Source organism: Acinetobacter pittii (assembly GCF_022449185.1).
Taxonomy (GTDB): Bacteria; Pseudomonadota; Gammaproteobacteria; order Pseudomonadales; family Moraxellaceae; genus Acinetobacter; species Acinetobacter pittii_I.
The window spans coordinates 971,904-991,325 of record NZ_JAKUKO010000001.1 but is presented as its reverse complement, the minus strand read 5'-3'; the positions used below and the strand labels follow the sequence as shown (position 1 = coordinate 991,325).

At 36.7% G+C, this 19,422-nt stretch carries 18 protein-coding genes; 14 read left to right on the top strand and 4 right to left on the bottom strand.

Features of this window, described 5'->3' with window-relative positions; genetic code table 11:
- Positions 1-29 precede the first annotated feature (29 nt).
- The 8 genes from pqqA to MKX14_RS04580 all read left to right on the top strand — a co-directional run bounded on the left by pqqA (position 30) and on the right by MKX14_RS04580 (position 5,605).
- Positions 30-104 (top strand): pyrroloquinoline quinone precursor peptide PqqA, encoded by a 75-nt coding sequence (gene pqqA, locus MKX14_RS04615; protein ID WP_001982218.1) that lies wholly within the window; start codon positions 30-32, stop codon positions 102-104.
- A gap of 74 nt (positions 105-178) precedes the next feature.
- Positions 179-1,090, top strand: a complete 912-nt coding sequence (pqqB, locus tag MKX14_RS04610; protein ID WP_240281888.1) for a pyrroloquinoline quinone biosynthesis protein PqqB — start codon at positions 179-181, stop codon at positions 1,088-1,090.
- A gap of 8 nt (positions 1,091-1,098) precedes the next feature.
- The gene (gene pqqC, locus MKX14_RS04605; protein ID WP_240281887.1) at positions 1,099-1,857 is read left to right on the top strand and encodes a pyrroloquinoline-quinone synthase PqqC; all 759 of its coding nucleotides are present in this window, start codon (positions 1,099-1,101) and stop codon (positions 1,855-1,857) included.
- Positions 1,854-2,138 carry a pyrroloquinoline quinone biosynthesis peptide chaperone PqqD gene (pqqD, locus tag MKX14_RS04600; protein ID WP_068565827.1) on the top strand — a complete coding sequence of 95 codons (285 nt, stop codon included), beginning with the start codon at positions 1,854-1,856 and terminating at the stop codon, positions 2,136-2,138. Before pqqC ends, pqqD begins: the two co-directional genes overlap by 4 nt.
- A complete protein-coding gene (gene pqqE, locus MKX14_RS04595) occupies positions 2,135-3,289 on the top strand; it encodes a pyrroloquinoline quinone biosynthesis protein PqqE (protein WP_240281886.1) in 1,155 nt (384 codons plus the stop codon). The genes pqqD and pqqE overlap by 4 nt, the downstream gene beginning before the upstream one ends.
- 18 nt (positions 3,290-3,307) lie before the next feature.
- A complete protein-coding gene (locus MKX14_RS04590) occupies positions 3,308-4,360 on the top strand; it encodes a dipeptidase (protein WP_240281885.1) in 1,053 nt (350 codons plus the stop codon).
- A 579-nt stretch (positions 4,361-4,939) separates the two neighbouring features.
- Positions 4,940-5,116, top strand: a complete 177-nt coding sequence (locus tag MKX14_RS04585) for a hypothetical protein (protein ID WP_002113575.1) — start codon at positions 4,940-4,942, stop codon at positions 5,114-5,116.
- Between the two features lie 252 nt (positions 5,117-5,368).
- Complete coding sequence (locus tag MKX14_RS04580) at positions 5,369-5,605, top strand: hypothetical protein (protein WP_017481147.1); 237 nt, start codon at positions 5,369-5,371, stop codon at positions 5,603-5,605.
- Positions 5,606-5,685: 80 nt separating this feature from the next.
- Here the strand turns inward: MKX14_RS04580 and MKX14_RS04575 are convergent, their stop codons facing one another.
- Complete coding sequence (locus tag MKX14_RS04575) at positions 5,686-8,793, bottom strand: efflux RND transporter permease subunit (RefSeq protein WP_240281884.1); 3,108 nt, start codon at positions 8,791-8,793, stop codon at positions 5,686-5,688.
- Positions 8,790-9,956, bottom strand: coding sequence for an efflux RND transporter periplasmic adaptor subunit (gene acrE, locus MKX14_RS04570; protein ID WP_240281883.1), 1,167 nt, complete (start codon positions 9,954-9,956; stop codon positions 8,790-8,792). Before acrE ends, MKX14_RS04575 begins: the two co-directional genes overlap by 4 nt.
- A gap of 142 nt (positions 9,957-10,098) precedes the next feature.
- Between acrE and adeR the strand changes: the two genes are divergently transcribed.
- From adeR to MKX14_RS04555, 3 genes are all read left to right on the top strand, one after another.
- On the top strand, positions 10,099-10,830 hold the full coding sequence (gene adeR, locus MKX14_RS04565) for an efflux system response regulator transcription factor AdeR (protein WP_240282022.1): 732 nt from the start codon (positions 10,099-10,101) through the stop codon (positions 10,828-10,830).
- Positions 10,820-11,884 carry a two-component sensor histidine kinase AdeS gene (adeS, locus tag MKX14_RS04560; protein WP_240281882.1) on the top strand — a complete coding sequence of 355 codons (1,065 nt, stop codon included), beginning with the start codon at positions 10,820-10,822 and terminating at the stop codon, positions 11,882-11,884. Before adeR ends, adeS begins: the two co-directional genes overlap by 11 nt.
- A 121-nt stretch (positions 11,885-12,005) precedes the next feature.
- Entirely contained in the window at positions 12,006-12,593 is a 588-nt protein-coding gene (locus tag MKX14_RS04555; protein WP_240281881.1) for a uracil-DNA glycosylase family protein, read from the top strand.
- Positions 12,594-12,610: 17 nt separating this feature from the next.
- Here MKX14_RS04555 and MKX14_RS04550 read toward each other — a convergent pair whose 3' ends face one another.
- Positions 12,611-14,176 carry a phospholipase D family protein gene (locus MKX14_RS04550; protein ID WP_240281880.1) on the bottom strand — a complete coding sequence of 522 codons (1,566 nt, stop codon included), beginning with the start codon at positions 14,174-14,176 and terminating at the stop codon, positions 12,611-12,613.
- A 222-nt stretch (positions 14,177-14,398) separates the two neighbouring features.
- On the opposite strand from MKX14_RS04550, the gene MKX14_RS04545 reads away from it, so the two are divergent.
- The gene (locus MKX14_RS04545) at positions 14,399-14,833 is read left to right on the top strand and encodes a GFA family protein (protein WP_240281879.1); all 435 of its coding nucleotides are present in this window, start codon (positions 14,399-14,401) and stop codon (positions 14,831-14,833) included.
- 924 nt (positions 14,834-15,757) lie between these two features.
- On the top strand, positions 15,758-16,063 hold the full coding sequence (locus MKX14_RS04540) for a hypothetical protein (protein ID WP_108010571.1): 306 nt from the start codon (positions 15,758-15,760) through the stop codon (positions 16,061-16,063).
- A gap of 66 nt (positions 16,064-16,129) precedes the next feature.
- Here the strand turns inward: MKX14_RS04540 and MKX14_RS04535 are convergent, their stop codons facing one another.
- The gene (locus MKX14_RS04535) at positions 16,130-17,290 is read right to left on the bottom strand and encodes a catalase family protein (RefSeq protein WP_240281878.1); all 1,161 of its coding nucleotides are present in this window, start codon (positions 17,288-17,290) and stop codon (positions 16,130-16,132) included.
- A gap of 183 nt (positions 17,291-17,473) precedes the next feature.
- Here MKX14_RS04535 and MKX14_RS04530 point away from each other — a divergent pair, with 183 nt between their 5' ends.
- On the top strand, positions 17,474-19,345 hold the full coding sequence (locus MKX14_RS04530) for a non-contractile tail sheath protein (RefSeq protein WP_240281877.1): 1,872 nt from the start codon (positions 17,474-17,476) through the stop codon (positions 19,343-19,345).
- Positions 19,346-19,422 lie beyond the last annotated feature (77 nt).

Sequence of the window (19,422 nt, the reverse complement as noted above, 5' to 3'; positions counted from 1 at the left end):
ATAAGATTAATATGAACCGGAGATAATTTATGCAATGGACTAAACCAGCTTTTACTGATTTACGCATTGGTTTTGAAGTTACAATGTACTTTGAAGCACGTTAATCAGTTTCATCAAATATGTCATAAGCCCTAGTCTTGTTCTAGGGCTTATCTCTTTCTAATAAGATATTAATTTTATGTATATTTATGTTTTAGGTTCAGCTGCCGGAGGCGGGTTCCCGCAGTGGAATTGTAATTGCCCGAATTGTCATGGTGTACGAACAGGTTCAATCCAAGCCAAAGCCCGTACTCAATCATCAATTGCTGTTTCTGAAAATGGAACAGACTGGGTTTTATTAAACGCATCACCTGATATCCGTCAGCAATTATTTGATTTTAAAGCAGCTCAACCAGCGCGTAAATTGCGTGATACAGGAATAACAAGCGTTATTTTAATGGACAGTCAGTTAGACCATACGACTGGGCTTTTAACCTTACGTGAAGGTTGCCCAATGAATGTATGGTGTACAGAAATGGTCCATCAAGATTTAACGAGCGGCTTTCCAGTATTTAATATGCTCAAACACTGGAATGGTGGTCTTCAATATAATGAGATTAACCCTAAACAAGCTTTTAAAATTGATGGTTTCGAAAATTTAGAATTTTTGCCTTTAATTATTAAAAGTGCTGCGCCACCATATTCACCGCATCGAAATGACCCACATGATGGCGACAATATCGCTTTAATTATCAAAGATCATAAGACACAAAAACAGTTGTTCTATGCGCCGGGTCTTGGAAAAATTGACGATCAAATCATGCAGATTATGCAGAGTTCAGACTGCGTCATGATTGATGGTACGCTTTGGACAGACGATGAAATGCAGCAAACTGGGGTTGGAACTAAAACTGGCCGAGAAATGGGGCATTTATATATTAGTGGCGAAGGTGGTTCACTGTCTTATTTAAACCAACTGAGTACACCTAAAAAAGTGCTGATTCATATTAACAATACCAATCCAATTTTAAATGAAAACTCTAGCCAGTTTGCCGAGCTTAAGGCAAATGGTGTAGAAGTTGCCTATGATGGCATGCAGATTGAACTCTAAGGTGAAATATGACTCAAACACCTGAAGCTTTAACGACTGAACAATTCAAACAAGCCATTATCGATAAAGGCCAGTACTATCATATCTATCATCCATTCCACGTGATGATGTATGAAGGTAAAGCCACCCAGCAACAAATTCAGGCTTGGGTTGCAAACCGCTATTACTATCAAATTAATATTCCTCTTAAAGATGCGGCGATTATGGCAAATTGCCCTGATCAACGAGTCCGTCAAGAATGGATTCAACGCATGATCGATCAAGATGGTGAATATCCAGATGGCGGTGGTCGAGAAGCATGGCTACGCTTAGCTGAAGCTGTGGGCTTGAGTCGTGAACAAGTGATTTCTGAAGAACTGGTATTACCAGGTGTTCGTTTTGCGGTAGATGCCTATGTAAACTTTGCACGCCGTGCTTCATGGCGTGAAGCAGCAAGCAGTTCTTTAACTGAACTTTTTGCCCCACAGATTCATCAATCACGTCTTGATTCATGGCCACAACACTACCCATGGATTGATGATAAAGGCTATGAGTATTTTCGTTCTCGTTTAAGTCAGGCACGCCGTGATGTTGAACATGGTTTAACGATTACGCTTGATTCATTTACAACTCATGAACAACAACAAAGAATGCTTGAAATATTGCAGTTTAAGCTGGATATTTTATGGAGCATTTTAGATGCTTTAACACTCGCATATGTTCACAATGAAGCACCATATCACACTGTGACGAGCAAACGAGTTTGGCACAAAGGACTATTTAAATGAATAAAGAGCAGTTTGATTTAAACCTTGTGCCAACTTGGAGACAAGGTTACCGTTTTCAGTTCGAGCCAGCTCAAAATGGTTTTGTGATTTTATATCCTGAAGGCATGATCAAATTAAATGAAAGTGCAGGGGCAATTGGACAATATATTGATGGGCAGCAAAATGTTTCTGCAATTATTGCTCAGTTAAAGCAAAAGTTTGGTGATATTGCTGAGATTGATCAGGATGTAGTGGATTACATGCTGGTCGCAAAGCAGCAGCACTGGATTGATTTAATATGACAGAAGGTGTTGGCCTGCCTTTATGGTTATTAGCGGAGTTAACTTATCGTTGTCCGCTACAATGCCCGTATTGCTCAAACCCATTAGACTACGCTCAGCATAAAAATGAGCTAACCACCCAAGAGTGGTTTGACGTTTTTGATCAGGCACGTCAGATGGGTGCTGTTCAACTCGGTTTCTCTGGTGGTGAACCACTGGTACGTCAAGATTTAGAACAACTCGTTGCACATGCTCATCAACAAGGGTTTTATACCAACCTCATTACCTCTGGTATGGGCCTTACCGAACAACGTATTGCCGATCTAAAACAAGCGGGTCTAGACCACATTCAAGTGAGCTTCCAAGCGAGCGACCCTGTGGTAAACGATGCCTTGGCAGGTTCAAAGCATGCTTTTGAACAAAAGTATGAAATGTGCCGATTGGTTAAGAAATACGATTACCCAATGGTGCTTAACTTTGTTATTCATCGACATAACATTGACCAGATTGAACAAATTATTGAACTTTGCCTTGAGCTCAATGCAGATACAGTCGAGTTGGCAATTTGTCAGTTTTACGGCTGGGCTTTTTTAAACCGCCAAGGTTTATTACCCACACAAGAGCAACTGACACGAGCTGAACGGATTACCAATGAATATCGAGAAAAATTAAAAGCGCAAAATCACCCTTGCAAACTCATTTTTGTAATGCCTGATTATTATGAAGAACGACCAAAAGCCTGTATGAATGGCTGGGGTAAAATCTTCTTTACGGTTGCTCCAGATGGTATGGCGCTACCTTGCCATGCAGCACGACAACTGCCCATTTCGTTTCCAAACGTCCGCAAACATAAATTGTCAGATATTTGGTACAAATCAACTGGATTTAATCATTTCCGTGGCGATGCATGGATGCCAGAAGGGTGCCGTAGCTGTCCCGATAAAGAACGTGACTTTGGCGGATGTCGTTGTCAGGCCTATATGTTAACTGGAGATGCGGCTAATGCCGATCCTGTATGTGGGAAATCGCCGTATCATCAAATGATTGAACAAGCACGGGCAGAAAGTCAGTTGGTTGCACCTCTACAAAATTTAGTCTTCCGTAATAGTAGAAACTCTAAATCTTTAAGCACCACCCAAAATATTCCAGTCCACACAATTACAGACATATAGCAATTAACAGGAATACTCATGAAGCCTCGCCATATTCCAGTTTTTGATGGACATAATGATGCATTAACACGCTTATGGCTAAGTGATCATCCAGATCCTGTACATGCTTTTATTCATGAACGTTTAGTAGGCCATCTGGACTTAAAACGCTGTCAAGAAGCTGGTTTTATGGGGGGAATGTTTGCGATTTTTTTACCTCCATTTAGCTATGTTAAGCAGCATCATCCCAATAAATTATTTGATCCGAATGCTTCTGATTTTACGCAACAGCAAATTGAACAAATTTGTTTAGAACAACTCGATTTAGCTCACCAACTTACTCAGTATTCTAAAAATATTAAAATCTGCAGCTCGGTTCAAAATATTCAGGATTGTTTAGCAGAGCAAAAGCTAGCAATTTTATTGCATATGGAAGGTGCAGAGGCTTTACAACATAACCCTGATTTACTCGATGTGTTTTATGAAAGAGGCCTGCGTAGTATTGGTCCACTCTGGAATAGACCTAGTCGTTTTGGACATGGTTTAAATGCTACGTTTCCTCACTCACCTGACACTGGAGCAGGTCTCACGAGTGATGGCAAAGACTTTATAAAACGCTGTGCCAATAAAAAGATGGTGATTGATGTTTCACATATGAATGAGAAAGCTTTTTGGAATACTGTAGATATATTGCAGCAGCCAATTGTAGCAACACACTCTAATTCACATGCTTTATGCCCTCAAGCTCGCAACTTAACTGACCCACAGCTTAAAGTAATCCGAGAAAGTAAGGGTATGGTGGGGGTAAATTTCGATGTCGCTTTTTTACGGTCGGATGGACAACGCAATGCAGATACATCGATTGATGTAATTTTGGAACATTTAGAATATTTAATGGATCATTTGGGCGAAGAACATGTGGGCTTTGGTTCGGACTTTGACGGTGCACTTATAGGTACTGAACTTGAAGATGTGACAGGCATACATCGCTTAATTGAACGTATGCAACAGCGTGGTTATTCAAAAACACTGATTGAAAATATATGTCTTAATAATTGGGTGAAGGTGCTTTATAGAATTGTTGGTCAATAATGAATGACTAAACAGAGTTAATCTACAGAATCATAACTATTTTTTTATTGGCCGAAATGACTAAAAAAAATACAAATAGTTTAATTGTCAACCATTCGGTATATTCACTACACTCAACCTTACTGAATGTAAGAACATTTGGTATTTCAGGTCTTTTGTGGTTTTCACATCACCCATTTCTTTATGAGAAGTAGAAATGGGTTTTTTCTTATCCTAATTATATAAACGTGACAGTCATCACAATAATCGCTAATTATTGGTAAAAACCCTCAATCCCATCTTGACTAAAAGTTCAGCATTAAATACATTTGTAATGTATTTTTAAAGATAATAAGATTGCCTAAAGCGATTCATAATACTGCTTAATCCTGAAATACAGTGAAAAGCCTATTCTTTTTTAGAATAGGCTTTTTGCTTTGTATCAAAATTTATTTTTCGGGATTATTTTACTCTTCAATTAACATAAAAAATAAACACCTTACAAAAGCGGAGCAAATCAAAGCCGTTAAATAACAAATTTTATGCTATTAATTTAAGCTAATTTCTCAAAAGTTACTCCGTTAATCGAAGAGGTGCAAAATGTTAAAGTCAATTATAGTATTGGGAACAGGTATCGCGATTGGGATGTGCATGTACAAGAAAAAGCAGAAAAATAGCAAAAGCTTTACCACAGATAGCGATACAGACTCATTGATTAGTAAAGACACTGCTAAAAATAAAGATGATGGTTCGCTGGATAACGCAGTACAAGTTTAGAATTAAATAAAAAGGGTTCAGTTAACGAACCCTTTAATTTTGATTAAAAGTAAATTTTTTAATAAGTAATATTTACATTAAATAGATTAACTTAAAAATAATATTTAAATTAAATAATCACTCAACTATTCATTTAATTATTACAAAAATATGATTAAAACAAAGAAAACACTTTCATTATTAAAATTTACATATTGTATCAGTGCAATCTTTATTATTGTCGATACGGATAATAAAAAAATGGAGACTAGTATGTCAAAACGCCATATCTTAAAAGAAGTGAATGCTAAAAGTATGTGTGGTATGGAAATCGTTGTCGAACAAATTTATGAAAATATCAATGAAAAAAACTTTGTAGACGTTGAACTGGAACAGAGCTGGTTACCACTTTCTAAAATTGTGATTTCGGATAAAGTCATCAACTTAGATCCAGATAATAGCTTTGCTCACCCAAGAACAGGTAAAGTTTTTAAAGTCCTTAATTCTTAATCGTTTTCCTGTCAGTACATTTTTCATATTTCTAGGTCATTGAGGCGAAACGTATCTATGTTTCGCCTCAATCCATTTAACTAAGAATTAACTTTCTTTTTTGCAAACAGTTTTTCTGCGGCTCCCAAGACAAAAATAAAGAACACAGGAACAAAAAAGATGGCCAAGATGGTGGCAGATATCATGCCTCCAAATACTCCGGTACCTAATGCATGCTGAGTTTCCGAACTTGCTCCAGTTGCAATGACCAATGGGATAACACCACAAGTAAAGGCAAGGGAAGTCATCAAAATTGGGCGGAGGCGTAACTTTGCTGCTGCAACGGCTGCTTCAATTAAAGTCATGCCTTCTTCTTTGAGCATCTTTGCGAACTCAACAATTAAAATCGCATTTTTGGCAGATAAACCAATAATAGTGATGAGACCAATTTTGAAGAAAATATCGTTTGGCATTCCTCTTAATATAATGGCTAATATTGCACCAAAGATTCCTAAGGGAACAACAAGCATGACAGATAATGGAATTGACCAACTTTCATAAAGTGCAGCTAAGACTAAAAACACGACTAACATTGATAAAGCAATAAGGAATACCATTTGAGATTCAGATTGCTTTTCTTGTAGTGAAATACCTGTCCACTCATAACCAATACCTTGAGGAAGTTTAGCAATTAGCTTTTCCATTTCTCGCATCGCATCACCTGAAGATACCCCTATGTTAGGCACTCCAGCGATACTTAATGATGGTCGGCCATTGTAGCGGTTATATTGCTGTGGCAACTTATTCCACTGAGGAATCACGACCTCAGATAAAGACACCAGTTGTCCGTTTGCGCCTGCAACCTTCAAGTTCAAAATATCTTTTAAATGCATTCGTGATTTTGCATTGGCTTGAACAATAACTTGCTGCATTCTGCCTTGATTTGGAAAATCATTGATATACATCGATCCCATTGAAGTCGAAATAATATCCGAAACAGAAGCAAAGCTAACTCCTAGAGTGTTTAATTTCTCGCGGTCGATTTTCAAGCTAATATTGTCACCTTGAGGTAAACCTTCTGGGTAAACCATGTAAAACTTTTTGTTTTGTGCCGCCATTTCCATAAGCTTTTCTTGGGCCGAAATTAAAGCAGGCATTCCTAAATTTGCTTTGTCTTGTAAACGCAAACTAAAGCCTGAAGATGTACCCAATTCATCAATTGCTGGAGGAAGTACAGACATAGTTGTACCTTCTTTACTATTTGCCATTTCTGCATTTATGAAGTTGGTATAGTCAGTAGTAGATTTATCACGCTCACCAAAATCTTTTAAGGTTGTAAAAGCGAGTGCAACGTTTTGGCCAGCGCCACTAAAACCCCAACCCATAATTGAAATATTGCTTTTAACATCCGACTGCTCATTTAAATGGTTTTCAAAATCTTTCACAATTTTTGTCGTACGTTCAGCAGTCGCATCTGAAGGTAATTGGAACGACGTTAAAAACCAGCCTTGATCTTCCTCGGGCATAAAAGCAGTTGGCCAATATTTCATACCTGCAAAAGTTAAACCTGTAATCACCACAAAAATAATTAAAGTCGGAATAGTATGTTTAACGACTTTAAGTAAAATCGCTTCATATTTTTTTGTGACTTTATCAAAGCTACGATCAAACCATGCATAAAAACCTTTCTTTTGATGATTTGCATCAACTGGTTTTAATAAGGTTGCACAAAGTGCAGGGGTGAGTGTTAAAGCTAAAAATGCCGAGAATAAAATTGAGACTGACATCGTAATGGTAAATTGGCGGTAAATAATACCGACTGAACCACTTGCTAAGGCCATTGGTAAAAATACGGCTGCCAGTACCAAAGTAATACCAATAATCGGGCTGGTAATCTCTGTCATGGCTTTTGAAGTCGCTTCTTTAGGCGATAGACCTTCGGTTGCCATAATTCGTTCTACATTCTCAACGACTACAATCGCGTCATCGACGATAATCCCGATCGCAAGCACCATACCGAACATGGTTAACACATTAATTGAGTAACCTGTTAAAAGCATGATGGTAAACGTACCAAGCAGGGCAATTGGAGCGACAATCGCAGGAATTAAGGTATAGCGAACATTATGAAGAAATAGATACATCACAATGAAGACCAAAACCATGGCTTCAATTAATGTATGAACTACTTTTTCTATCGAAATTTTAACAAAAGGTGCAGTATCGTAAGGAACGCTAAATTGCATGCCTTCAGGTAAATTTACTTTTAGTTCTTCGAGTTTCTGTTTTACCGCATCTGCTGTTTTTACTGCATTTGCACCAGGGCTCAACTGAATGGCCGCAGCTGTTGCAGGTTTACCATTTTCTAAAATCGCAAAATTATATGACTGAGCTCCCATTTCTACGTCGGCTACATCCGACAACTTAATAGTGGCACCACTAATATTGCTCTTTAGACTAATATTTTTGAACTGCTCTACATTTTCAAGCTGTCCTTGAGCGGATAAAGGTATAGTAATTAATTGACCATTAACGAGAGGACGGTCACCAAGTCGTCCTGGTGCAATATCGATATTATTGTTACGAATTGCATTATTTACATCACTAATCGATAGACCATAAGAAACTAATTTATTTGGGTCTACCCAAATTCGCATCGCTTTTTCGGCACCAAAGGACTGAATTTTTCCGACACCGTCAACACGTTTAAGCTCTTCGACCACATTACGAACCAGATAATCGCTTAAATCGACTTCTGAATAACGATGGTTAGGTGAGTTTAAACCGACAAGCATTAAAAAGCCTGAGGACGATGCCTCTACAGCTAAGCCTTGTTGGCGGACGACTTGGGGTAAGCGTGCTTCAACCGCTTTAATTTTGTTTTGTACGTCGACTTGTGCCATATCCACATTAGTACCGGGTTTAAACGTCGCGGTAATTTCAGCGGTTCCTGACGAATCTGTTGTAGCACTATAGTAGAGTAAGTTTTTTACTCCTGACATTTCCCGTTCAATAAGGGTAATTACACTATCATTAATCGTTTTGGGAGTAGCGCCAGGATAACTTGCTGTAATGTTCACTTCGGGTGGTGCAACACTCGGAAAGCGTGCAATGGGTAACTTTGGAATACTCAGTACACCAAATAGAATAATAAAAATTGCAATTACCCATGCAAAAACAGGACGGCGAATAAAGAATTGAGACATCATTTAGCATCTCCTTGCTTCACCGTATTTTTTGTTGAGGCTGCTTTCCATGCTGAAATTGCCAGTTTTTGGTTGGGTTGGATACGCTCTATGCCTTCAACAACAACTTTGTCGCCTGCTTTCAGCCCTTTATTGATGAGATAAAACTGCTCATATTGTTGCCCTAACTCTATTGAGCGAACATCTGCGCCACCTTTGGCATTCACTACATATACTTGAGGATCGCCATTCATATTGCGCTGAATAGCTTGTTCTGGCACGAGTAAGGCCTGAGGAACCGAAGCACGCTCAATATTAACGCGGACATACATACCCGGCAGTAATTTTCTTTCAGGATTGGTCACTTCAATACGAATGGTGACATCCCCAGTTTCAGGGTCAACATTTATATCTTCAAACAGCATTTTTGCTGCAACGTTATAGGGCTGTCCCAAACTATTCAAAATCTGTACAGCTTTTTGATTGTTGGCAGATAACTCACCACTTTGTAGAGCCGCCTGTAGGCGCTCATATTCTCCAATAGACTGCTTTACATCGACATAAACCCGGTCAATTTGTTGAATAGTCGCCATAGTATTGCTATCAGCCTGACTAACTAAAGCACCTTCTGTTACGAATGATTTACCAATACGTCCGGAAATCGGTGCTCGCACTGTCGCATACTGTAAATTAAGATTTTGTCGAGCTAATAATGCTTTCATTTGAGCAACATCTGCAATCGCCTGTCGATATTGCGCTTCGGCATTACTTACTTCTTGTTTACTAATCGCATTACTTGGTAAAAGTTGCTGATAACGCTCAAGTTGTATTTTTAAGCGGTTTACTTCTGCTTCAGCTTTATTTAAACCCGCTCGATTACTATTTACATCAGCCTCAAATGTTTCTGAGTTTATTTTGTATAGAGGTTGTCCAGCTTTAACTTCACTACCTTGAGCGAATAAAACTTTTTCGATAATACCGCCAACTTGAGGACGAATTTCGGCAGTTCTGAAAGCTTGAACGCGCGCCGGTAGATTTTCACTAAAGTTAATAGACTGCGGTTGAATTGAAATAACGGTAACCTTAGCCGTAGATACCTGTGTTTGATCACTTACTTGTTCATTGCCACAGCCATGTAATACAAGACCGAAAGATAAAACGAATGGAACTAAAAAATGCTTTTGCACTTTTATAACACCTAATGGACTTCTAGATGCTGGCATTATTTTTGATGTGTGTGTAACCAAAATCACGAATATGTGGAAAAAGTGTGGAGATCTATCAAAAAATACGCGTATGATAAATCAAATTTTCCCGCGTCTTATTGCTATGTTCGAGTCAACCTTTACGTTTAATTGTCAGGATAAGCTTATTCTTGTTGTAGAAGATGAATATGATATTGGCGATATTATTGAACATTATCTTAAGCGTGAAGGTATGCGTGTTGTACGGGCCATGAATGGTAAGCAGGCAATTGAAATACACGCAGCGCAGCCTATTGATCTGGTGATTCTCGATATAAAAATGCCGGAACTTAGCGGGTGGGAAGTACTGAATAAAATTCGGCAAAAAGCAGCGACACCAGTCATTATGCTTACGGTTTTAGATCAAGAAATTGATAAAGTCATGGCTTTAAGAATTGGAGCAGACGACTTTGTCGTAAAACCCTTTAACCCAAATGAAGTGGTCGCACGTGTACAAGCAGTTCTAAGACGTACTCAACAAAACCAGCAAACTCCTAACCGAAATCTGATTTATAAAAATATTGAGGTGAATACCGAAATTCATACTGCTTACATCCATTCGGGCGATCAAAAACAAACACTTAATTTAACTCTAACTGAGTACAAAATTTTATTACTGATGTTACCGCATCCTCATAAAGTCTTTACCCGTTCAGAGCTCATGAATCAGTGTCTACCAGATCGAGATGCATTAGAACGTACGGTCGATAGTCATGTCAGTAAGCTACGAAAGAAAATAGAAGATCTGGGTTTACGAAATATGCTCATCAATGTTCGTGGTGTAGGCTACAGGTTGGATCATCCACATGAAAAATAAAACGGGCATTAGTAAACAACTGATTATTGCACTGAGTTTTACCAGCCTAAGTGTTACGCTGAGTTCGCTAATTTTAGGTTATGGCACCTACTATGTTGCAATTGAAGTAGGGCTTATATCTCTCGAAAAGCTGAAAGAAAGTGATGAGTTCTTCCACTATCTAGATGGTATATGGTTATTCGCCGTGCTTCTATTTGGCACAGCATTATCAATTATTTTAGGCATTAAGCTTGCTCAACGTTTTATTGTGCCTATTAATCTATTAGCCGATGCAGCTAAGAAAATTAGTCATGGGGATTTAAGCGCACGAGTTGAAAAACCAATACATCATTCTTCTGAAATTGGTGAGCTTATGGATAATTTTAATGATATGGCTCAAAAACTAGAGACCTCAGTTGAAAATGCTCATGTCTGGAATGCCGCAATTGCACATGAGTTAAGAACGCCAGTCACCATTTTGCAAGGTAGGTTGCAGGGAATTATTGATGGTGTTTTTGAAGCTGACCCTATTTTATTTAAAAACTTACTGAATCAAGTAGAAGGTCTTTCAAACCTAGTCGAAGATTTACGTACATTGAGTCTTTTTGAAAACCAACAGCTTAGACTTAACCTCGAAACGATTTGTTTTAATGAAACTGCTCATAAAGTCGTGCACATGTTTGAAGAAAAATTAGAAAAAGCTCAGCTTAAAGTCATTTTCGATATTGAAGCGCCAAAAGTTGAGTGTGATCAACGGCGAATTGAACAGATTTTAATTGCTTTACTGGATAACGCTACACGTTATGCAAATCCGGGAAAGTTAATTGTTTCAACAAGACAAGAACAAACTAGCTGGATTCTTGAAATAGAAGATGAAGGACCTGGCATTTCAGCTGAGCATCGCAAAGATTTATTTAACCCTTTTTTCAGGTTAGAACAATCAAGAAATAAAGAGTTAGGCGGCACTGGGTTAGGTCTTTCGGTTGTACAAGCCCTTGTCATTGCCCATAAAGGTCAAGTCGATTATTTAAATCAACATTCACATAGTATTTTTAGAATAAGCATTCCTCAATAATGATCGCTTTTGTACAACCTTTAACGCTTTAATCAAGAGAAATTGCATTTCATGACTCGTGATTAACTAAAAAATAGGATAATTTGTATATAAAATTTTTAAGTAAATACTGATTTTTTTTATGATAATTGAGATAGAAACCCATCCACTTGAGCCATTTTTACCTGAAAATGCCCGTTTATTAATGTTAGGCAGTTTTCCACCGCCACGTAATAAATGGAAGATGGATTTTTACTATCCCAATTTCCAAAATGATATGTGGCGTATTTTCGGTTTGATTTTTTTCCAAGACAAAACTTACTTTTTAAGTGAAAGCCAAAAAAATTTTAATGAAGAACGTATTCGAAACTTCTTAATTGAAACTGGTATTGCAATCTTTGATACCGCTTATCAAATTAAGCGGTTGAAAGGGAATGCCGCAGATAAATTTCTTGAAATAGTAACACCAACAGATCTTGCAGTTTTACTTCAGCAGATTCCTCTATGTCAAACCATTATGACCACAGGCGATAAAGCGACTGATACTTTAATTTCAGTTTTACCAGAGCACACCGAAAAACCGCTTATAGGAATGTCTACCTCGACTTACTTTGCTGGACGAAATATTAATTTATATCGTCTACCATCTTCTTCTAGAGCATATCCATTAGCGCTAGAGAAGAAAGCAGAGGTTTATCAAAAATTCTTTAAAGAGATAGGCATTTTATAAGTAAACTTGAAATGCTGTTACATCATCCATTCAACTGGTAGATATGAAACAGCTTTAATCATGGTACGTTGGAAAAGGCTCGTATCTGGGTCTTTTTCATATTCAACAATCTTTCCATCCGACTGATAATCTAACCAAATGATCTTTCCTTCACTATTTAACTTAAGCTGGTAAGCAACTTGAGGTAAGTGCTGATCGAGCATGACCGAAATTTGCGCTTGTAATTGACTCGACTCAATAACCAGACCGACCTCAGTATTTAAGTAAGTCGAACGTGGATCGAAGTTAAACGAACCAATAAATACTTTACCGTCTACATCAAAAAACTTGGCATGTAAGCTCGATTTATTTTTACCTTTTGCAGGGATCACACTTCCAGTCACCACTTCATACCAAGTTCTGCGTCTGCGTTCTAAAAAGGGCTTAAACTCAAATAGTTCTACACCACTTTTGAGCATCTCAACTCGATATTGACTATAAAAGGCATGCACAATTGCTACATCATTTGCAGCAAAAGAGTTGGTTAAAACCCTAACTTTAACACCTTGCACCTTGAGTTGTTTTAAATAGTAAGTGCCTTGTTGAGTAGGAACAAAATAAGCAGAAGCTAATTCAATATGCTGCTTTGGTTCACCCATAATCTTCAGGACTTGCCCATACAGCATTTCTTCTTTAGCGGCCAGTCCTAAGATTTTTTTAGGTGAATCAGCAACAAAATATGCTTTTGACCACTGGATTGGATAGTGCTCTAAAAGTTCTTTTAAATAGCTTTGAGCATCATAAAGCTTATCTTCAGTTTGAGTATGATTTTCACTTTCATGAATTAAATCATGGTAGTGCTGCCTTAGTGTTTGCAAATGGTGAACAGCACATGTTCCCACCAGCTCAGTAGCATTTTGACTTAAATCACTTTGCCAAAAATCATTAAAGACAGACTGTGCATGTTGTACAGTATGTCCATAAAATAAAATATCTAGATCTGTAAACTGAAACTTACTACTTGCGTCAAAATATTCACTACTAATATTTCGACCGCCTGTTACAGCAATCACGCCATCCGCAATAATTAACTTATTATGCATGCGATGGTTTACTTTTTTGAGCCGAAAAATATAGTCTAAAATTCTTAAATATCTGAACTTGTAGGGATTGAATAGTCGAATTTCAAAATTGGGATGGTGGAGAAGGCTTCTAAGAACTCCATCCAACTTTACTCCATTTTGATCATCAATAAGTAGGCGGATTTTTACGCCACGATCTGCCGCCGTTAGTAACTCGTGCAGCATTAAGTTTCCAACAAAATCATTTGTCCAAATATAATATTGTAAATCGATTTTTTCTTTTGCGTTTCTAATCAGATACATACGAGAAGCGATACTGATAAAGGCATCATCTAATGCCACAAAAGCAGTCAGGCCTTGTTTAGTTTTTTCTGTAGCTTGATCATCATTCAACCAATTAAAGCTATTCGTCACTGTATCATTCTCATCAGGGTCGTATGTACCGTTATACGAAGGTGTATTTGTAAAGCCCCAAGCATTTAATGCCATACTACTGTACTGCTGATAAATTTGATTAATCATGTAAGCTTTTTAGTCGCATCCAAGATAAGCACATCACAGCATTTTTATATTCAATTTATATGTCAAAATTCATATTAAACGTTATAAAGGCATTCTGCCAAGCCTCAACTCTAGCAATTTCTTATATTTATTGGCACTTCTTAAAAATATATCCATTAAAAAATATAAAGTTAAATTTAACCCTTTTATGCCTAATGCTATATTCAATATTATTTTTTAAGGATGCTTGAGATGAGTCACATGGGTTCTTGTCTATGCAGTGAAATCAAATTCTCAGTTACTAATGAAATAAACACGGTCTATCATTGCCACTGTAGTCTCTGCCGTAAACAAACTGGAACGGGGGCAAACGCAGCAACATTAGTAAATAAGGATAAATTTGAGTGGTTATCAGGTTTAGAACTTGTCCGCACCTATAAAAAAGAAACAGGTTTCACATCTTCATTTTGCAGTCAATGTGGATCACCACTACCTAACTTGGTAGGCACTACTGATTTTATGTGGATTCCATTAGGCTTATTAGACCAAGATATTGTTGTGCTAAAAAAGCTTAATTTTTGTTTAGTTTCAAAGTCAAACTGGGTAAACACAGTAGATGCAGATGAATCTTACGATGAACTTCCAACTCTGAATGAACTAAACATATTATTTGACTAAAGAATTTTTCAAAAATGAGACTAGCTTTGCATTAAATTTAGTTTTTTCCGATGGTTATGCTTGCAGGTTTCACAAAAACACACTAATTAAAATTGGCAGTACAACAATTACATTAGAAAACATGACATCTATCATACTTCGTAAATTCAGCAACCGCCTACTGGGACGGTTTTTTAATTTTAACCACCTTATTCATAAAAAATATATTGTTATAACTTTTCACAAAAGTTTGCATAATGCACAGAATCAGTCTGATTGGCCTAAAAACAAATACAACCTTCAATGTTAATTTTAAATTTACTTAACTATCGTTTGGAGATAAGTATGTTCAAAGCTATGTTTTTCTTTGGTGCTGGGGCTGTTTTCGGTTACTGCTGTAAACACAAGGAGGATAAAGCTAAAGAGGAAAACTCATCAAAATAAGCGAACTGCATTCATAAAGAACTTACTAATGAGTTGGTTTTTTTATAAGGAGGTGTCTATGCTCCACAACCTTAGACAGCTTTTCTGTATTCATGTCTGGGAATATGACTTTGACATTACTCATGACGAAATTAAAGAATGCAGAAAATGTGGGAAAATTCATAAAATCAAGAGCTTCCCCAAATTGACTTAAGATGTAAATTTTTACTTTTAGTCTTAAGTGAATATTAAAAATTAAATAGACTTAATATTTTAAATATTGAGCCTATTTAATATAAAACTTAATTAATTAATCCTTAACTGAGATTAAAGAATACCTACCAATTTAATCAGAATAAAATCCCAAATAAATCACATTTTAAATCAATAAAACAGTTATATTTCACATAACATATCAATTAAAATTAAAAATACAGAAACAATTTAATAAAAATTAAAAACTTATTTTTATAGCTTTCAACTTATACTTCTATTTTACAAATAATTAATAAGGAGATAGAAATGCCAAAATACTTACTATTAGCAGAAAAAATTAATAAAAATATTAAAAGTTCTTATTCAAACAACCATTTTAGAAATTTAAACAATCTTATCGTAGAAATAAAAAAAGCTATTGCTGGCACTGAACTAAAGTTTTTATATAACTTTGTGAACTTCGAAGGTGTTGTTATTAGTGTAAAAAATGAACTTCCTATTAAGCTAGATATGAGTTTGGTTCCAAAGCATAAAAGCGAAGATGACTTTATTTTATGGTTGGCAGATTTCATTGACCGAATCACTATCGATACAAGCAAAAATCTCCCTTAAAAAGAAGCAATTGCAAACTCTTATCTTTAAAAAAATTTTTATACCAAACTACGATGAATAAAGTCTTTAAGGTTCTAGTCTAGGAGCTGAATTCATATCATGTCGAACTCTGCTGATGTTTTCATAAATGACTTTACGCATTCGGTTTACTGCGCCTAATGGTTTATGCTCAGGTAGGGCATGCCACGGTGTAAAAGACAGATTCTCACAAAACTTATTTTGTTCTGGTGTGTCAAAGTTCTGCTTGGGAATATGAATAGTTGCTACTTGATAGAAAGGAGCTGCTTTTTCATTCCACTCTGTCATTGAGTCTTCTACCAACATTTGATTTGAAGTTCGTGGCTGAATAAGAAATTCCATACACGCATCTGTACTTTGTAAAGTATTTTTTAAAGCTTCTCTTAAAAAATCATGACTAGGATTCTTCGGTAGATTATTTGGCTGCATTGAACAAGCACGTACTGAATATTTAACTGCTTGTCGATCATTGCTAAGTCCTAATTGATAGGGAACCATAGACCAATAACGTGCATATAATGGATTTGCAATTTGTGAATTACGTGCTTCAAGAGCATTCTTTGTTCCCTTAAAACCTAAGGCAAATGGAATGTGAAGTTTTCTGATCATATTATTGCTATTCACATCATTCATAAAAGAAAGATATCGTTTAGCATCATTCGCAAAAAAGACTGGATGATTAATCATAATAAAATCTTGAGTGGTCGCTTGCTTTTCACTTTCTAAAATTTTCTGTCCAGACACACCTAAAATTTTTATTGCTATGCCACCACGTGCATCTTTTTTAATGTCGGCATTAGAGGCATCATTTGAAGCATTAGAAAATCGAATCCATGCTTGATAACTTCGATCTGGAATAAACATTCCTTTAGCAAACTGGGTAGGTATATTTTTTGAGACATGAAAGTCAGCACGAACACAACCATGTGCCTTAGGATGTGCATCACGTAAAGCATTTCCTACCGTGTATTGTTCACGAATTGACTTTTCAATGACTTGAGCTATGTTTTGAGCGAGCACTTCCTCATTAGGCTGTAATTTTTCTCCTAAAAATGGATCGATCTCTGGATAAGCATTACCTTCCGAAAAGCTCTTTGCAGTTGATGTTGTGCTGGAATATAAAGTTTCAGTACAACCTGATAATGCAAACACAAGAGGAGTAAATAAAAACAAACCCTTAAAATTTATAGACTGTATAAAAGTTACCATTTATTAACTCCTCAGTGTAAAAATATTTTAGGATAATATTAAGTTTAATTGTTTATCTATATTTTGAGCTTTATAAAAAATATTAACTGTAAATAATTTAAACGTCATTGTTACTTATCTGAACAATAAAATGAAAATTATTATTTAATATAAAACTTCTTAATACATTAAGAGAATGTAGACATGATAACTAACTCACAAAATGTACAAAATAATACTAATACATCACTTCATCCAATCACTCAAAATACACTTATTGATCGGTTTAGCCCTATCTATTGGAGAATAGACGGCCCACAAACGATGTCTTTCGCCATTACAAACTATGGAAATGGTTTTGAAGCATCGTTTAGATCACGTATGACAAATGATTTGGTAGGAATTACTTGGGATTCTTATGACACTAAAGATCATAAATTTTTAGCGTATGAAACCAAATATAGCTATGCAGGGGTGGTTTGGGACTTCGATATTGAGTTATCTGCCACGATGCCAGTGCTTAACAATCCAAGTTTAACGCCCACTTTAACGGTGTATTATCATGACAATGGCGTAGATAAAATTGCGTATGTCGTCTTATTTAACTACGCAAACAATCCTTCATCGCGAACGGCGCATATTCACATTAATTGGGATACAGTAAAAGCAGGCTTCTCTGCTACAGATAGCTTTCCGGTAACCAATATTCAGCGAATCTCATTTTCTGGCTTTACTAGTGATTATAATGGTCAAACCGCTATACCTCTAAGTCAACCAAAAGATGGCTACATTCGCCTCACTAACTCTGTTGTAACTGGAACAAATGCAAAGTTAAATTTGAGCCGTGTGGTTGTCCCTCAGCACAATTATGGCATCTGCACCAGCTATGACGACCACTATGATTTAAACCCGCAGCGCCTAGTTAACAATATGGTCGCTTTGGGATACCAGGGTTTCGTTAACCACTATTGTGGAATGTCGCATTATCCAGAAATGACATGGAAAAACGATATTAATAAATGGCAAATACCTGATACGTTGGTGACAGGCGAGGCGGTCGTTAACTCATGTACCCGTAAATGGCACGAGAAATATGCTCAGGCTTTGCATAACGCCAGTTTGCAACCCATTTTTGGGGTCAGCTTTGAAATGTATTCCTTGGGCGCCAATGAATATTGGGCACAGCGTGACTGGAACAGTAATTTAGGTAAAACAGGCTACCAACCACCGAGCTACTTTTTTAGTTTAAGTCATCAGAATGCTTTGGCATATCTAAATAAAGTGTTTATTGAGTTCGCGGATACAATGGTAGTGGGTGGATGCGATGTAAATATGCAGATTGGTGAACCTTGGTGGTGGTATAACACTGACACGAATCTACCTTGTGTGTATGACTATCCAACAAAATTGGCTTTTAATGCAGATACAGGATTATATGCGCCAGATTTAGGTACTATTTATGAGGCAATGAATAAAACAGGAACGCCTTATGATGAGTTTAAAACATGGCTTAGAAATAAATTAGGACAAACCTGTCAAAACATTCGTACTGTGATCAAAGCAAAATATTCCAGTGCCAAAGTTAGTCCGCTCATTTTCTTTCCTTCCATTCAGTCCCCAATTCAGACTTTAGCTACTTATATTAACTATCCAAGCCAACACTACTCATATCCTAATTTTGATTACATGATGACAGAAGCTTATGACTGGTTGCTAGAAGCTCGCTTAGACTTGGCACATCAGGCAGTTTCCCAAATTCCTATACAAGGGTTAGGCTATCCTGCAAATAAAGTCATTTATTTATCTGGTTTTGTTCCCGATGCCTCTATTGCTTATATCTATGGTTTTGATAAAACCAAGCCATATCGAACACCTATTTGGCAACGAGTTTTTGGTGACATGAAAAACAATGTTTCTTTAGGGTTAATGAAGCAATTTATCTGGGCATATCCACAAGTTATGTTTGATTCAATTACGATTGATACCACTCAAGCCCCCAATGGCTTCTTTGTTGAAAATACGCTTTATTCTCCAATTAGTGATAACACACCATATCCACCAGATATTTACCTCTAAGTAAAAATAAGCTGCTTCTAAGATAATGATTTGATAAGAAACCTCTTCAAGCAAGAGGTTTTCTTCTTTTTTTAATG

Coding starts and splice junctions, on each gene's coding strand:
- pqqB (WP_240281888.1), top strand. CDS start 179: ATGTATATTTATGTTTTAGGTTCAGCTGCCGGAGGCGGGTTCCCGCAG.
- pqqC (WP_240281887.1), top strand. CDS start 1,099: ATGACTCAAACACCTGAAGCTTTAACGACTGAACAATTCAAACAAGCC.
- pqqD (WP_068565827.1), top strand. CDS start 1,854: ATGAATAAAGAGCAGTTTGATTTAAACCTTGTGCCAACTTGGAGACAA.
- pqqE (WP_240281886.1), top strand. CDS start 2,135: ATGACAGAAGGTGTTGGCCTGCCTTTATGGTTATTAGCGGAGTTAACT.
- MKX14_RS04590 (WP_240281885.1), top strand. CDS start 3,308: ATGAAGCCTCGCCATATTCCAGTTTTTGATGGACATAATGATGCATTA.
- MKX14_RS04585 (WP_002113575.1), top strand. CDS start 4,940: ATGTTAAAGTCAATTATAGTATTGGGAACAGGTATCGCGATTGGGATG.
- MKX14_RS04580 (WP_017481147.1), top strand. CDS start 5,369: ATGTCAAAACGCCATATCTTAAAAGAAGTGAATGCTAAAAGTATGTGT.
- MKX14_RS04575 (WP_240281884.1), bottom strand. CDS start 8,793: ATGATGTCTCAATTCTTTATTCGCCGTCCTGTTTTTGCATGGGTAATT.
- adeR (WP_240282022.1), top strand. CDS start 10,099: ATGTTCGAGTCAACCTTTACGTTTAATTGTCAGGATAAGCTTATTCTT.
- adeS (WP_240281882.1), top strand. CDS start 10,820: ATGAAAAATAAAACGGGCATTAGTAAACAACTGATTATTGCACTGAGT.
- MKX14_RS04555 (WP_240281881.1), top strand. CDS start 12,006: ATGATAATTGAGATAGAAACCCATCCACTTGAGCCATTTTTACCTGAA.
- MKX14_RS04550 (WP_240281880.1), bottom strand. CDS start 14,176: ATGATTAATCAAATTTATCAGCAGTACAGTAGTATGGCATTAAATGCT.
- MKX14_RS04545 (WP_240281879.1), top strand. CDS start 14,399: ATGCTTGAGATGAGTCACATGGGTTCTTGTCTATGCAGTGAAATCAAA.
- MKX14_RS04540 (WP_108010571.1), top strand. CDS start 15,758: ATGCCAAAATACTTACTATTAGCAGAAAAAATTAATAAAAATATTAAA.
- MKX14_RS04535 (WP_240281878.1), bottom strand. CDS start 17,290: ATGGTAACTTTTATACAGTCTATAAATTTTAAGGGTTTGTTTTTATTT.
- MKX14_RS04530 (WP_240281877.1), top strand. CDS start 17,474: ATGATAACTAACTCACAAAATGTACAAAATAATACTAATACATCACTT.